This is a genomic window from Pseudomonas sp. Irchel s3f10, from assembly GCF_900187515.1.
Classification (GTDB): Bacteria; Pseudomonadota; Gammaproteobacteria; order Pseudomonadales; family Pseudomonadaceae; genus Aquipseudomonas; species Aquipseudomonas tensinigenes.
This window is the reverse complement of record NZ_FYDZ01000011.1, coordinates 24,012-39,073: the sequence shown is the minus strand read 5'-3', so window position 1 is coordinate 39,073 and position 15,062 is coordinate 24,012. Positions and strand designations below refer to the sequence as shown.

Below are 15,062 nucleotides of genomic sequence, written 5' to 3'. Positions count from 1 at the left end.
ATCGTTCCCACGCTCTGCGTGGGAATGCCTCAACGGACGCTCCGCGTCCGCTTTTGGCTGGGACGCAGAGCGTCCCGGGCTGCATTCCCACGCAGAGCGTGGGAACGATCGCTGTCAGAGGGTGAGCGTGAGTCGGCTGACCAGCGCCCCCGGCAGTAACGCCGACGAGGTATTGCGCTGGCTGTACGTACTCGCCGACAGCAGCAACTCGCGCTCGGCGGTCAACGCTTCCAGCTGCGAACCGAGCAGGCTGTAGGCGCTGTCGTCAAAGCGCATGGTGCTGACCGGCGCCTGAATCTCGCCGTTCTCGACCCAGAAGGTCGCGAAACGGGTCATGCCGGTCATGCGTGCCGCCGGTTGATCCGAGTAGTTCAGGTACCACAGGTTGCTGATATACAGCCCGGTGCCCAACTGCTTGAGGATCTCTGCTTGCGACAGATCGCCCGCCGCCATGTTCAACGCACTTGGCATTTCACCGCCACCGGCGCCGTTGGCGGCCAGACCATATTCCGCTGCACTGCGCGAACCGACCAGTTGATCGCCCGCTTTGCCTTCGACGATCAGACGCAGATCGCTGCGCGGGTAGCCTTCGCCGGAAAACGCCGGGCTCAACGATTCACTGACTTTCTCATCCAGCGACACCAGCGGGCTGAACGCCTGATCGCCGACATACAGCTTCTGCAACGGGCTGCTTTTGCTGGCAATCGACTGCGCCGAGAAACCGCCCCAGCTCAGCATGCCCATGATTTCTTCCAGCGCCGCCGGTGCCAGATAGGCTCGGTACTGCCCCGGCGCCAAGGTGCGCAGTGGGCGGCCGAGAAACTCCAGTTGCTCGCGTGCCTGACCGAAGCGCTTGGAGAAACCTTCGCTGCTCCAGTCGTGCCCGGCGTAGCTGGCCTTCACTGCTTCGCCGTTGTCGTGGAACAGGCTGAAGTCGAAGTTGAAGCTGTTGGCCTGATGCCAGCCAAATGCGCCTGAAGAACTGGCGAAACCACGGCTGATCGGGCCGGCAGCATAAAAGCCGACCAGATCCAGACCTTCGGCAGCGGCACAGATTTCATCGACAACCTGTTCGGTATCCGGCAGCGGATGCTCCTGCACATTCTGACTCTGCCAGCCGTTGTGATTGAGCAGCAGGTACGGATCCTGCGGCAGCAACGGCAGGGTTTCGCGCAGTTGTTGCAGACCTTCGGCAAGCCGTTGCAGATCGCCTTCCTGATCACCGGACAGGGTGACTTGCAGGTCGGCGTGACGCCCATCGTTAATCAGCTTCAGGACGATATTGGCCTGCTGCACTTGCCCGGCCTGACGCACCTTGGCGTGGTTGAAACGCACAAACGCCGAGGATTCGGCGGCATAGCTAAGGGTGAACTGTTCCGGCTCGCGCACGCTGTCGCGCAGCCACTCGACCATGACCTTGAAGGCGTCGGACTGACTCTTCGAAATGCTCATCAGGCGTCTCCCCCAAACACATCAACGTTGCTGAATACGCAGGCCGGCGAAGCGTGGCCGACGCGGATCACCTGGTTCGGTTCGCCCTTGCCGCAGTTCGGCGTGCCCAGCACCTTGACGGTGTTGGCGTCGCCGACGGCGCGCAGGCTTTTCCAGAAATGTGCGGAAATCGCCCGGTAGTTCGGGTTTTTTACCACGCCTTTCAGTTCACCGTTTTCGATCAACTGGCCCCATTCACAGCCGAACTGGAATTTGTTGCGCGCATCGTCGATTGACCAAGAACGGTTGGTGCTCATCAGAATGCCGTTCTCGATGCCTTCGATCAGTTTGTTCAGTGGCTGATCGCCCGGCTCGATATTGAGGTTGGCCATGCGGTCGATCGGCGGCCGGTTCCAGCCGCAGGCGCGACTGTTGGCAACGCCGTCGAGACCGGCGCGGAACTGCGACAGCGCCCCGCCCAGCGGACGCAACAACAGGCCATCGCGAATCAGGAATTGTTTGCTGGCCTTGCTGCCGTCGTCGTCATGACCGTAGCTGGCGAGTTCTTCGGGAATGCCCGGATCGAAGGTCACGTTGAGTAGTTTCGAGCCGTATTGCAGGCTGCCGAAGTCGCTGGCTTTGACGAAACTGGTGCCGGCGTAATTGCGCTCATCACCGAGGATGCGGTCGAGTTCCAGCGGGTGGCCGATGGATTCGTGGATCTGCAGCATCATCTGGTCCGGCATCAACAGCAAGTCGCGCGGGCCTTGCGGGGTGTTCGGCGCGAGCAGCAGTTGCAATGCCTGGTCGGCGACTTGCGGGCCGGCACCGATCAAACCGCAACGGCTGATCACGTCCGCGCCGCCCTGTTGGCCGAAGTTCTCGCGGCCGAGGCTGCGGGTCTGGCTGTCGTTGCCGTCGTAGGCGGTGACGTCGAGGCCTGGATAGACGAAACGCTGAGCCTGACGCAACTCGGCCCCGGCGCTGCTCAGGTAGATCTGTTCGACGTGGGTAATGCCAATGCTCACCTGCCAATTCACCAGGCGCTCATCCTTTGGCACCGAGGCGGATTCCGCACCGAGCAACTCAAAGCATTCGCTCAGGGACGGGAAGGGTTGGTCGAGATTGGGCGAAAAGTAATCAGCGCGATCGCTGGACACTGGCTGATCGCGCAGGTCGAGCAAGGCGTGCGGCTTGAGCCGGCGCGCTTGCAGCTCGGCGCGTTCGAGGGCGGCTTGCAGACCTTGTTGCGAGAGGTCGTTGGTTGCCGCGTAGGCCTCAACGCCGTTGACGCGCACGGTAAGCATCGCCCCTTCGTCACGGCTCAGGCTCGGCGGTTCGGCGACGTTTTTACGCACCGACAGGTACTGCCCGGATTCGCGTACGTATCGCAGGGAAAAGAACTCAGCGCCCGTGCGCAAGGCAGCGAAGCGCTGCTTGAGCTGGGGGTGGAAATCGAACATTCGGGAACCTCCTTGTCAGGGGGAAGCGGTAGAGCAGCGGCGGGGAGGGGGTGAAACGGTTGCGCGAGGTCTAGAGTAGGCCTGCGTGGGGGTAGGATCAAGTGAAGAGGGGGTGTAGGGGGATTTACTGTGCGAGGCAGGAGATCGTTCCCACGCTCTGCGTGGGAACGCCGCCATGGACGCTCTGCGTCCGCTGTGTGACGCAGAGCGTCACGGGATGCATTCCCACGCAGAGCGTGGGAACGATCACTTCAGGCTACTGAGCAGCCGGGGTGATATCACGCATCGGCTTGCCCTTCACCGGCGCATCGCCCGCTACATAGTAAGCAGCGGTGCTACGCGGCAGCGGCTGGCGGCCACGGATCTTGTCGGCGATTTTCTCGGCGATCATGATCGTCGGCGCGTTGAGGTTGCCGGTGGTGATGATCGGCATGATCGAGGCATCGACCACACGCAGGCTCTGCATGCCGTGCACGCGACCTTCGCCATCCACTACGGCCATCTCGTCGGTGCCCATCTTGCACGAGCAGGACGGGTGGAACGCGGTTTCGGCGTGCTCGCGGATGAACTTGTCCAGCTGCTCATCGGTTTGCACTTCGATGCCCGGGCTGATTTCGCGGCCACGGAAAGCGTCCAGCGCAGGCTGTTGCATGATTTCACGGGTCAGGCGGATACCGTCGCGGAATTCCTGCCAGTCTTGCTCAGTGGCCATGTAGTTGAACAGGATGCTCGGGTGCTGGCGCGGGTCTTTCGACTTGGCCTGGATGCGACCACGGCTTGGCGAGCGCATGGAACCCATGTGCGCCTGGAAACCGTGCTCTTTCACACCGTTGCTGCCGTTGTAGTTAATCGCTACCGGCAGGAAGTGGTACTGAATGTTCGGCCATTCGAATTCCGGACGCGAACGGATGAAACCGCCGGCTTCGAACTGGTTGCTGGCGCCGATGCCGGTGCCGTTGAACAGCCACTCGGCACCGATGGCTGGCTGGTTGTACCAGAGCAGCGACGGGTACAGCGAAACCGGCTGAGTGCACGCGTATTGCAGGTACAGCTCAAGGTGATCCTGCAGGTTTTCACCGACGCCCGGCAGGTCGTGAACGACCGGGATGTCGAGCGACTTCAGCAGTTCGGCAGGGCCGACACCGGAGCGCTGCAGAATCTGCGGCGAAGCGATGGCGCCGGAGCACAGCAGGACTTCTTTGCGCGCTTTGACTTCAACGCGCTCTTCGGCGTCGCCGACCAGGTAACGCACGCCAACCGCACGCTTGCCTTCGAACAGAATCTTGTCGGTCAGGGCGTGAGTGACGATGGTCAGGGTCGAACGCTTTTTCGCGGTGTCGAGGTAGCCACGGGCGGTGGAAGCACGACGGCCGTTCGGCGTCACGGTGCGGTCCATCGGGCCGAAGCCTTCCTGCTGGTAACCGTTCAAGTCTTCGGTGCGCGGATAACCGGCCTGTACGCCAGCTTCAACCATGGCGTGGAACAGCGGGTTGTTGCCCGCCTTCGGCGTGGTCACGCTGACCGGGCCTTCGCCACCGTGGTAATCGTTCGGGCCGATGTCGCGGGTTTCGGCTTTGCGGAAGTACGGCAGGCAGTCGAGGTACGACCAGTTTTCCAGACCTGGCAGTTTCGCCCAGCCGTCGTAGTCCATGGCGTTACCGCGGATGTAGCACATGCCGTTGATCAGCGAAGAACCGCCAAGGCCTTTGCCGCGACCGCATTCCATCCGGCGACCGTCCATGTGTGGCTCTGGATCGGTTTCGTACGCCCAGTTGTAGCGACGACCTTGCAGCGGGAACGCCAGAGCAGCCGGCATTTGCGTGCGGAAGTCGAGACGATAGTCCGGGCCGCCTGCTTCGAGCAGCAGAACGGTGACGCCAGCGTCTTCAGTCAGACGGGTCGCAAGTGTGTTACCTGCAGAGCCGGCCCCTATGATGATGTAGTCGTATTCTTGAGTCATAAGTTCTCCTGAGGGAGCTACAAGTCACAAGCTTCAAGCTGCAAGAAAAAGCAGCGAGCGGTGGCTTCGAAATCGGGGAGTGCGGCAACCCCCAAACTGCTTTTACTTGCAGCTTGAAACTTGCCGCTCGTAGCTGATCAGCTAATCAAAATACCGAAACGTACTCACCCAGTTCGACTTGCACGGACTTGATGCGCGTGAAGTTATTCAGAGAGCTGATCCCGTTTTCACGACCCACACCCGACTGCTTGTAACCGCCAACCGGCATTTTTGCGTCGGACTCGCCCCAGGCGTTGATCCAGCAGATACCGGCTTCGAGTTGATGAATCACGCGGTGGGCGCGGTTCAGGTCTTTGGTGACGATACCGGCGGCCAGGCCGAAGTCGGTGTCGTTGGCGCGGCGGATCACTTCTTCTTCGGTTTCATAGGAGAGGATCGCCATCACTGGGCCAAAGATTTCTTCACGAACGATGGTCATGTCGTCGGTGCAATCGGTGAACACGGTCGGCGCCACGAATGCGCCTTTGGCGAATTCGCCGTCGGTCAGACGATCGCCGCCGCACAGCACGCGAGCGCCTTGCTCTTTGCCCTTGGCGATGTAGCCCAGCACGCTTTCCATGTGCGCGAAGCTGACCAGCGGACCGAAGTTGGTGTTTTCGTCTTCCGGGTTGCCAACGCGGATGCGTGCAACGCGCTCAACGATCTTGGCTTCGAAAGCGGCTTTCAGGTGCGCCGGAACGAACACGCGAGTGCCGTTGGTGCAGACCTGACCGGAGCTGTAGAAGTTGGCCATCATCGCGGTGTCGGCAGCGCGATCGAGATCGGCGTCGTCGCAGATGATCAGCGGGGACTTGCCGCCCAGTTCCATGGTCACGTCTTTCAGCGACGAAGCCGAAGCGCTGGCCATGACTTTCTTGCCGGTGTCGGTGCCGCCGGTGAAGGAGATTTTTTCGATGCGCGGGTGCTCGGTCAGCCAGGTGCCGACTTCACGGCCGCTGCCGGTGAGCACGTTGAACACACCGTTTGGAACGCCGGCTTCGGTGTAGATCTCGGCCAGTTTCAGGGTGGTCAGCGAGGTGACTTCGCTTGGCTTGAAGATCATCGCGTTACCGGCCGCCAGGGCTGGTGCGGATTTCCACAGCGCGATCTGGATCGGGTAGTTCCACGCGCCGATGCCGGCAACCACGCCCAGCGGCTCGCGACGGGTGTAGACGAAAGAAGTGTCACGCAGCGGGATCTGCTCGCCTTCGATGGCGGGCACCAGGCCTGCATAGTATTCCAGCACGTCAGCGCCAGTAACGATGTCGACGTACTTGGTTTCGGAGAAGGATTTACCGGTATCCAGGGTTTCCAGCGCGGCCAGTTCATCGTTGCGCTCGCGCAGGATGTCGACGGCGCGACGCAGGATGCGCGAACGCTCCATGGCGGTCATCGCGGCCCAGATTTTCTGGCCCTTTTCGGCGCTGACCACGGCGCGCTCGACGTCTTCCTTGGTCGCACGTTGCACCAGTGCGAGGACTTCACCGTTAGCCGGGTTGATGGCTTCGAAGGTGGCATCGCTGCCGGCGTCGGAGTACGCGCCATCGATGTAAAGTTTTTGCAGTTCGAAACGGGCCATAGTGTCCTCGCAAGTGCATTGGTGGTTGGCGTTGACCACCGCGGTGAGGCTGCGGTGGCATTCAGGGGCCGAGCGTTTTCTGTGTGCTCTAGCTCACCTGCTTGGCCAATTGGAAATCCATGTATTCGTAAGCGATCTGTTGCGCCTGCGCCGTGTCGAAAGCGTCTCCCGACAAAGCGCCGCGCAACCACAAGCCGTCAATCAACGCTGCCAGTCCTCGTGCGGCGCTGCGCGCATCTTCGAGCGACAGCACACGGCGGAACTGGCAGCACAGGTTGGAATACAGACGGTGATCGTTGATCCGCTGCAACCTGTGCAAAGACGGCTGGTGCATGCTGGTGGCCCAAAAGGCCAGCCAGGTTTTCATTGCCGGGCCATTGACCTGGCTGGCGTCGAAGTTGCCTTCGATGATCACCTGCAGATGCGCCCGTGGGCTGTCATCTGCCAGCGCCTGACGGCGCGCGGTGACGCTCTCGCTGAGGGCGGTCATCAGATACCGCATCGTGGCGGCAATCAGGCCGTTCTTGTCCTGAAAGTAATGACTGATGATGCCATTCGAGACACCGGCCAAACGGGCGATCAGCGCAATGCTGGCGTCCCCCATTCCGACCTGATCGACCGCCTGCAAAGTGGCTTCGATCAGTTGTTGGCGGCGGATGGGTTGCATACCGACCTTGGGCATCTTGCACATCTCCTTAGGCCTTCCGAGCGGCGAATCACGCCTATCGGATTGACGGCCAGTCTATTTTGTTTTGATTGAACGTTCAATCAACAAAGAATAAGATCTGCGACAAATCGTCGCTGCCTACAGATTTTTCCTACGTGTAAGTGGCGATAAAACCGACATCCGAAACAGCTCGAAACCTGCGTGGGGCATGGCGCGGTTCGCGATTCGATGGACGTGTTGAAAGGGCAAGACGCTCACGGCCAGGTTTCGGATGAACGTCCGTCCACCTTCGGCCACGAAAGCGATTCGCAGCGCCATTTCGGCAGGTTCGGGCTTTTTTCGGGGTGTCTTTATATCACCCGCCGGTCGGCTGCCAACTAACCGATTGGTCGGGTTCCGTGTTGCCTTGTGTTCTTCTCTCGCACTGCCTGGAGCATTTGTGCCATGAGTTCTGCCTCGCTTATAAAGACCCCGCCCGAGAAGGTGACGGTCAACGGTTGGGTGTTTTACACCTCTACCGCGCTGATTCTGTTGTTGACCGCCATTCTGATTATCGCCCCGCAAGAGGCCGGCAGACTGTTGGGTATCGCTCAGGCCTGGTTGTCGCGCAGCTTCGGCTGGTACTACATGGTGGTGATCGCCGCCTACCTGGTGTTTGTTGTGGGCCTGGCGTTTTCCTCGTACGGCAAACTCAAACTGGGCAGCAAGGATGACACCCCGGATTTCAGTTACGGCGCCTGGGCGGGGATGCTGTTCTCGTCGGGTATCGGTATTTCGCTGCTGTACTTCGGCGCGTCCGAGCCACTGGATCACTACTTCAATCCGCCGGAAGGCGTATCGGCCAGCAACATGGCCGCGCGTCAGGCAGTACAGCTGACGTTCCTGCACTGGGGCCTGCACGGCTGGGCGATCTACGCACTGGTCGGTCTGGCGGTGGCGTACTTTGCTTATCGTCATAACCAGCCGCTGGCGCTGCGTTCGGCGCTGTATCCGCTGGTGGGCGAGCGTTGGGTCAAAGGCGCGGCCGGTCACGCGGTGGACGGCTTCGGCATGTTCGTGACGCTGCTGGGTCTGGTGACGAACCTGGGGATTGGTTCGCTGCAAGTGTCCTCGGGCCTGGAAAACCTGTTCGGCATGGAGCACAGCAACACCAACCTGTTGATCGTGATCATCGTGATGAGCACCGTGGCGACCATCGCTGCCGTGTCCGGCGTGGAAAACGGCATCCGTCGTTTGTCCAACCTGAACATCGTACTGTTCAGTGGTCTGTTGATTTTCGTGCTGTTGTTTGGCCCGACGTTGCACCTGCTCAACGGCTTTGTGCAGAACATCGGTGACTACCTCAATGGCATCGTGCTGAAAACCTTCGACCTTTATGTGTACGAAGGCGACAACGCCAAGTCCGAGCGCTGGATGGGCCTGTGGACTCTGTTCTATTGGGCGTGGTGGATTTCCTGGGCGCCATTCGTAGGTATGTTCATCGCACGTATTTCCCGTGGTCGTACCGTGCGTGAACTGGTCGCTGGCGTGCTGCTGATTCCACTGGGCTTCACCTTGGCCTGGCTGTCGATCTTCGGTAACTCGGCACTGGACCTGGTGATGAACCATGGCGCGGTGGAACTCGGCAAGACGGCGCTGGAACAGCCGTCGATGGCGATCTATCAATTGCTTGAACACTACCCGGCATCGAAAGTCGTCATTGGTGTGTCGATCTTTGTCGGTTTCGTGCTGTTTCTGACCCCGGCCGACTCCGGCGCGGTAATGATGGCGAATCTGTCCTGCAAGGGCGGTAACGTCGATGAAGATGCGCCGCACTGGCTGCGGATCTTCTGGTCGGTGGTGATCACCCTGGTGACCATCGGTCTGCTGTTTGCCGGTAACTTCGAAGCCATGCAAACCATGGTCGTGCTGGCCGGTCTGCCGTTCTCGGTGGTGCTGGTGTTCTTCATGTTCGGCCTGCACAAGGCGATGCGCCAGGACGTGCAGATCGAACAGGAGCAGGCGCAACTGGCGGAGCGCGGTCGTCGTGGTTTCAGCGAGCGTCTGACGCAACTGGATCTGCAGCCGAGCCAATCGGTGGTGCAGCGCTTTATGGACAAGCAGGTCAGCCCGGCGCTGGAAGATGCCACCGCGCAGATGCGTGCGCAGGGTCTGGAAGTGCAGACGCTGTTGGGTAAATCCAAGCGCTGCATGGGCGTGCGCGTCGAGATGGAAGAGGGCAACCCTTTCGTTTACGAAGTGAGCCTGGATGGCTATCTGGCGACTCCGACTGAATCGGCGCAGTCCGATGAAGCGCGTCAGCGTTACTACCGCGCTGAGGTATATCTGCACAACGGCAGCCAGGATTACGACCTGATGGGCTTCACGCAGGATCAGATCACACGGGATGTGCTTGATCAGTTTGAAAGCCATCGGCAGCTCCTTGGCCGGGTGTACAGCTAAAGTCAAAAGCCCCCTCACCCCAGCCCTCTCCCCAAGGGAGAGGGGGAAAGGGAGCAGATCGGGGGCTTTTCAAAGCCTGAGTTCGACTCAATTTCTCAGGTCGATGTAGCTTGACCGTCCAACACGGTCAGTCCCCTCTCCCTCTGGGAGAGGGCTAGGGTGAGGGGCTTTTCCCTGACCCAATAAAAAAGGGATCGCTCACCGCGATCCCTTTTTTTATCCCGCCTTAACCGAGGTTCTTGCCTAACAGCGCGTGATACAACTCGCTGTCGCCCAAGATCCCCACCACATGATTGTCATCGTGCAGCACCAGCTTGTTGCCGGTCTGATAACGAATCTGCAGCGCATCGCGCATGCCTATGTTCGAGTCCACCAGCGTCGGCTTGCGCTCCAGGCCCTCGACCGCTTGCCCCGGCGCCCAGTTCTGCAGGTTCAGCACCGAGCCGTTCTGCCGCGCGCCTTTGATGGTGTTGCCTTCGGCCAGGTCCAGCCAGGAATCGCCGCCCGGATCGAGGCACACCGAGCCGTTGATGCGTTTGCACTTGTCCAGTGTGCGCATCAGGCTGCGGCCGCAGAGCACATTGAGCGGGTTGGTGTGCGCGACGAAGGTACGCACATAATCGTCCGCCGGGTTCAGCACGATCTCTTCCGGCACGCTGTACTGGATGATCCGGCCGTCTTTCATGATCGCGATGCGGCTACCCAATTTGAGCGCCTCGTCGAGGTCGTGACTCACGAACACGATGGTCTTGCTCAGCTTGCGTTGCAGTTCCAGCAGTTCATCCTGCAGACCCTGACGGATCAGCGGGTCGAGCGCCGAGAACGGTTCGTCCATCAGCAGAATATCGGCGTCCATCGCCAGCGCCCGCGCCAGACCAACGCGCTGCTGCATGCCGCCGGAGAGTTCGTCAGGCTTCTTGTTGCGCCATTGGGTCAGGCCAACCAGTTCGAGTTTTTCATCGACGAGTTTCTTGCGTTCCTTCTCCGGGCGACCCTGCATTTCCAGACCGAAACTGATGTTCTCGCGCACCGTCAGCCACGGCATCAGGGCGAACTTCTGGAACACCATGGCGATGCGTTTGGTGCGCATCATTTTCAGCTCGGCCGGGGTGCAGGAGGCGATGTCGATCTGGCGGTTTTCATGCTCGACGAACAGCTTGCCGCGGCTCACGGTATTGAGGCCGTTAATGCAGCGCAGCAGGCTCGACTTGCCGGAACCGGACAGGCCCATCAGCACGCAGATCTCGCCTTTGTTGATGTCCAGCGTGGCTTTTTCCACGCCGACGATCTGTCCGGTCTTCTTCAGGATCTCGTTGCGGGTCATGCCCTGATCCAGCAGCTTGAGTGCCTCGCGTGGATCCTTGGAGAAGATTACGTCGACGTCTTCGAAGCGAATTATGCTCATGCGTCACCCCCTACTTTGGCGTCGGGTTGTTTGCAGATACGGTCGAGCATGATCGCCAGCAGTACGATCGCCAGGCCCGCTTCGAAGCCCAGAGCGATATCAGCAGTGTTCAGTGCGTTGACCACCGGTTTGCCGAGTCCGTCAGCGCCTACCAGTGCCGCGATCACCACCATCGACAACGACAGCATGATGCACTGGGTGATGCCGGCCGCGATGCTCGGCATGGCGTGAGGCAGTTCAATCCGTGAGAGCAATTGGCGACGCGAGCAGCCGAAGGCCTTGCCGGCGTCCATCAGTTCTTGCGGGACATCGCGGATGCCCAGGTAGGTCAGGCGGATCGGCGCAGCGATGGCGAACACCACCGTGGAGATCAGGCCCGGGACCACGCCCAGCCCGAAGAGGGTCAGGGTAGGAATGAGGTAAACGAAGGTCGGTACGGTCTGCATCAGATCGAGTACCGGACGCATGACAGTGTAGAACATCGGTTTGTGCGCGGCGACGATGCCCAGCGGCACGCCGATGACCACGCAGACCAGGGTCGCGAACATGACCTGGGCGAGGGTTTCCATGGTTTCCTGCCAGTACCCCAGATTGAGGATCAGCAGGAAGGAGGCGACCACAAACGCGGTCAGGCCCCACTTGCGTTGAATCAGATGGGCGATGATTGCAATCAGGCCAATCAAGACCAGTGGGTTGAACCAGGTCAGCGCAAACGTCACGCCGTGGATCATCGTTTCCAGGGTCACGGCGATTGCGTCGAAGGTGTTGGCGCCGTGTTGCGTCAACCATTCAACGAAGCCCGCGATGTACTGGCCTAAAGGTATTTTCTGATCAATCAGCATGGTAGTGAACGTCCGCATGCAAGGAAATAAACAGCCCGGACGGCCGCAGCCGTCCGGCATAAGCGATTACTGAGCAATCTTGGCTTTCACGGCCTCCAGGCCAGGTTTACCGTCAATGGTGGTCACGCCAGCGAGCCAGGTATCGAGCACTTGTGGATTCTTTTTCAGCCAGGCCTTGGCGGCCGCGTCAGGCTTCATCTTGTCGTCGAGGATGTTGCCCATCAGTTCGCTTTCCATGTCGACGGTGAACTCCAGGTTCTTCAGCAACTGACCCACGTTGCTGCATTCCGTGGCGTAACCCTTGCGGGTGTTGGTCGCCACGGTCGCCGCACCGAAATCGGGGCCGAAGAAATCATCGCCACCGGTCAGGTATTGAATCTTGAAGCGCTTGTTCATCGGGTGTGGCGCCCAGCCGAGGAAGACCACCGCTGTGTCGCGTTTTTGCGCGCGATCCACCTGCGAGAGCATGCCCGCTTCGGAGGATTCGACGACTTTGAAACCGGCGGTCTTCAGGCCGAAGGCGTCCTTGTCGATCATGCTCTGGATCAGGCGGTTGCCGTCGTTGCCAGGCTCGATGCCGTAGATCTTGCCGTCGAGCTCTTTCTTGAATTTGGCGATGTCGGCGAAGTCATGCAGACCTTTGTCATACAGGGCTTGCGGCACGGCGAGGGTGTACTTGGCGCCCTTGAGATTGGTGCGCACGGTTTCCACGGTGCCGGCGTCGCGGTAGGCCTTGATGTCGTTTTCCATGGTCGGCATCCAGTTGCCGAGGAACACGTCCATGTTCTTGCCGTCTGCCAGCGACTTGTAGGTCACGGGCACGGAGATCATGGTGGTCTTGGTCTTGTAGCCGAGGGCGTTGAGCACGACGGAGGTGGTAGCGGTGGTGGCGGTGATGTCGGTCCAGCCGACATCGGAGAAGTTAACGGTACTGCACTGTGCCGGTTCTGCAGCTTGCGCCAGTAACGGCAGACTCAGCATGGCGGCCAACAACAACGACGGGGAACCTTTCATGGATGGACTCCTTGGTGTTTTTTTTGGCAGTGTTCCGACTGTGGACCACCGCACTTATAGGTTGCGGTTGGATGGCGTTCTGGAGACAGCTCTGTCACGGCGCCTTGCAATCGAGTCATAACGATCATGTACCAGTGAAAATCTGACGCCTACAGGGGGGGTCGTATCCAGTACAGGGATGGTCGCATCCAGTGTCAGTGACGTCGTTTACAGCTTTTTTCAGCCCCGAATGGCCATCTGAACCGCACAAAAACGGCGAAAAACCGGGGCGAAAACGGCGCGGCGCTGGTGGACATGAGTGCGTCGGTGTCAGACGCCGTGCGTCCCGACAAAAGCCTGATGATGCGGGCATTCCGGCGGATCGCAGCTTGAGCGTAGCAGCTCCGCCAGCGGGCGCTTTTGCGTCCCGGACCGGTATCCTCAGGAGCTCTGCAGCAATGGCTATCAGCGTTTTCGACCTGTTCAAAATCGGCATCGGCCCTTCCAGTTCCCACACCGTCGGGCCGATGCGCGCGGCGGCGTTGTTCGTCGAGTCGCTACGGGACAAGCATCAGCTGGAGCAGGTACGGCGAATAGAGGTGCAACTGTTCGGTTCGCTGTCGGCCACGGGTATTGGTCACGGCAGCGACAACGCGGTGATCATGGGTTTGATGGGCGAGTGGCCGGACGCAATCGACCCGTCGCAGATCGGCCCGCGCATTCAGGCCCTGCGTGAAACTCACACACTGTTATTGGATGGTCGTTTGGCGGTGCCGTTTGTCTGGGCGAGGGACATGCGTCTGATCGACGAGAACCTGCCGTTCCACCCCAATGCCATGACGATTGTTGCCGAAGGCGATCACGGCGAACTGCACCGCGACACCTATTATTCGGTGGGTGGCGGTTTTGTTGTTGATGAAGCACAGGCCTCCAGCGGTGTCGTCGATCTGGATCGCACTGAATTGCCGTATGACTTTTCCAGCGCGGTTGAACTGCTGGATCTGTGCAAGAAGAACAACTTGCGCGTCGCTGAATTGATGATGGCTAACGAGAAGGTCTGGCGCAGCGAGGAAGAAATCCGCGCTGGGCTAATGAAACTGTGGCGGGCGATGCAGGATTGCGTCGAGCAGGGGCTCAAGCACGAAGGCATCCTGCCCGGCGGTTTGAATGTGCGGCGGCGTGCGGCGAAGTTGCACCGCAGCCTTCAGGAATTGGGCAAGCCCAATGTGATCGGCTCGACGTTGAGCGCCATGGAATGGGTCAACCTGTTTGCGCTGGCGGTGAATGAAGAGAACGCGGCCGGCGGGCGCATGGTCACGGCGCCGACCAATGGCGCGGCGGGGATCATTCCGGCGGTGTTGCACTACTTTATGAAGTTCAGCGAAGCGGTGACGGACGCCAACGTGGTCGATTACTTCCTCGGTGCGGCGGCGGTGGGGATTCTGTGCAAGAAGAATGCTTCGATTTCGGGCGCTGAGGTTGGCTGTCAGGGCGAGGTCGGTTCAGCGTGCGCGATGGCGGCGGCGGGGCTGGCGGAGATTCTTGGCGCTACGCCGGAGCAATTGTGCAACGCGGCGGAGATTGGCCTGGAACATAACCTTGGGCTGACCTGCGATCCGGTCGGCGGCCTGGTGCAAGTGCCGTGCATCGAGCGTAATGCGATTGCCGCGGTGAAGGCGATCAACGCGGCGCAGATGGCGTTGCGTGGCGATGGTCAGCACTTTATTTCGCTGGACCGGGTGATCCGCACCATGCGTGATACCGGCGCTGACATGCATGACAAATATAAGGAGACATCGCGGGGTGGGTTGGCGGTTAGTGCGGTTGAGTGCTGAGACCGAGTCGTCTCCATCGCGAGCAGACCAGTCAAAACTGCTCACCAAGTGAACACAGACAATAAATCACGCCACCTTTTAGCGCGTCGCAAACAGATAAGAGTCTTTCCCACCTGTTACATACGATCCGCGCCCCTACCGTCCGTCACCCGTGCTTGCGGTGACACTGTCCGACAATCGCGCGCAGGCCAGTTCCCACAAGTGCTACCGATTTGCTCAAACACCTCGGGGCAGGGCTTTCCCAGCCGCTAATGGCACTTCGAAATACCTCTCGTCGGACGGCTCGTATAGACACGTCGCGACGTCGTTTTCAGGAGTTATTGAACGGCCATCCAATTTTAGGCATGGCAATTGCTCTGTCATAACAAAGCCCGTCTCCCACGCGAGAACGCTGGCAATAACAAGA

10 protein-coding genes are annotated in these 15,062 nt (G+C 60.0%); 2 read left to right on the top strand and 8 right to left on the bottom strand.

Annotated features, from left to right (window positions below; translation table 11 throughout):
- Nucleotides 1–114: 114 nt before the first annotated feature.
- The 5 genes from CKW17_RS21280 to betI form a co-directional block, all read right to left on the bottom strand.
- On the bottom strand, nt 115–1,452 hold the full coding sequence (locus CKW17_RS21280) for a TldD/PmbA family protein (protein ID WP_095121434.1): 1,338 nt from the start codon (nt 1,450–1,452) through the stop codon (nt 115–117).
- The gene (locus CKW17_RS21275; protein WP_095121432.1) at nt 1,452–2,894 is read right to left on the bottom strand and encodes a TldD/PmbA family protein; all 1,443 of its coding nucleotides are present in this window, start codon (nt 2,892–2,894) and stop codon (nt 1,452–1,454) included. Before CKW17_RS21275 ends, CKW17_RS21280 begins: the two co-directional genes overlap by 1 nt.
- 256 nt (nt 2,895–3,150) lie before the next feature.
- The gene (betA, locus tag CKW17_RS21270) at nt 3,151–4,854 is read right to left on the bottom strand and encodes a choline dehydrogenase (RefSeq protein ID WP_095121431.1); all 1,704 of its coding nucleotides are present in this window, start codon (nt 4,852–4,854) and stop codon (nt 3,151–3,153) included.
- 145 nt (nt 4,855–4,999) lie between these two features.
- Entirely contained in the window at nt 5,000–6,472 is a 1,473-nt protein-coding gene (gene betB, locus CKW17_RS21265; RefSeq protein WP_034153603.1) for a betaine-aldehyde dehydrogenase, read from the bottom strand.
- Between the two features lie 88 nt (nt 6,473–6,560).
- Complete coding sequence (gene betI, locus CKW17_RS21260; protein WP_095121429.1) at nt 6,561–7,154, bottom strand: transcriptional regulator BetI; 594 nt, start codon at nt 7,152–7,154, stop codon at nt 6,561–6,563.
- Nucleotides 7,155–7,583: 429 nt separating this feature from the next.
- Between betI and betT the strand changes: the two genes are divergently transcribed.
- Entirely contained in the window at nt 7,584–9,581 is a 1,998-nt protein-coding gene (betT, locus tag CKW17_RS21255; protein ID WP_095121428.1) for a choline BCCT transporter BetT, read from the top strand.
- A gap of 226 nt (nt 9,582–9,807) precedes the next feature.
- Here betT and choV read toward each other — a convergent pair whose 3' ends face one another.
- The 3 genes from choV to CKW17_RS21240 all read right to left on the bottom strand — a co-directional run bounded on the left by choV (nt 9,808) and on the right by CKW17_RS21240 (nt 12,842).
- Nucleotides 9,808–10,986: a choline ABC transporter ATP-binding protein gene (gene choV, locus CKW17_RS21250; RefSeq protein WP_034153601.1), complete on the bottom strand. Its 1,179-nt coding sequence runs from the start codon at nt 10,984–10,986 to the stop codon at nt 9,808–9,810.
- Nucleotides 10,983–11,828 (bottom strand): choline ABC transporter permease subunit, encoded by an 846-nt coding sequence (gene choW, locus CKW17_RS21245; RefSeq protein WP_095121426.1) that lies wholly within the window; start codon nt 11,826–11,828, stop codon nt 10,983–10,985. Before choW ends, choV begins: the two co-directional genes overlap by 4 nt.
- Nucleotides 11,829–11,894: 66 nt before the next feature.
- Nucleotides 11,895–12,842, bottom strand: a complete 948-nt coding sequence (locus CKW17_RS21240) for a choline ABC transporter substrate-binding protein (RefSeq protein WP_095121425.1) — start codon at nt 12,840–12,842, stop codon at nt 11,895–11,897.
- A 437-nt stretch (nt 12,843–13,279) separates the two neighbouring features.
- On the opposite strand from CKW17_RS21240, the gene CKW17_RS21235 reads away from it, so the two are divergent.
- A complete protein-coding gene (locus tag CKW17_RS21235) occupies nt 13,280–14,656 on the top strand; it encodes an L-serine ammonia-lyase (protein WP_095121423.1) in 1,377 nt (458 codons plus the stop codon).
- Nucleotides 14,657–15,062: the final 406 nt, after the last annotated feature.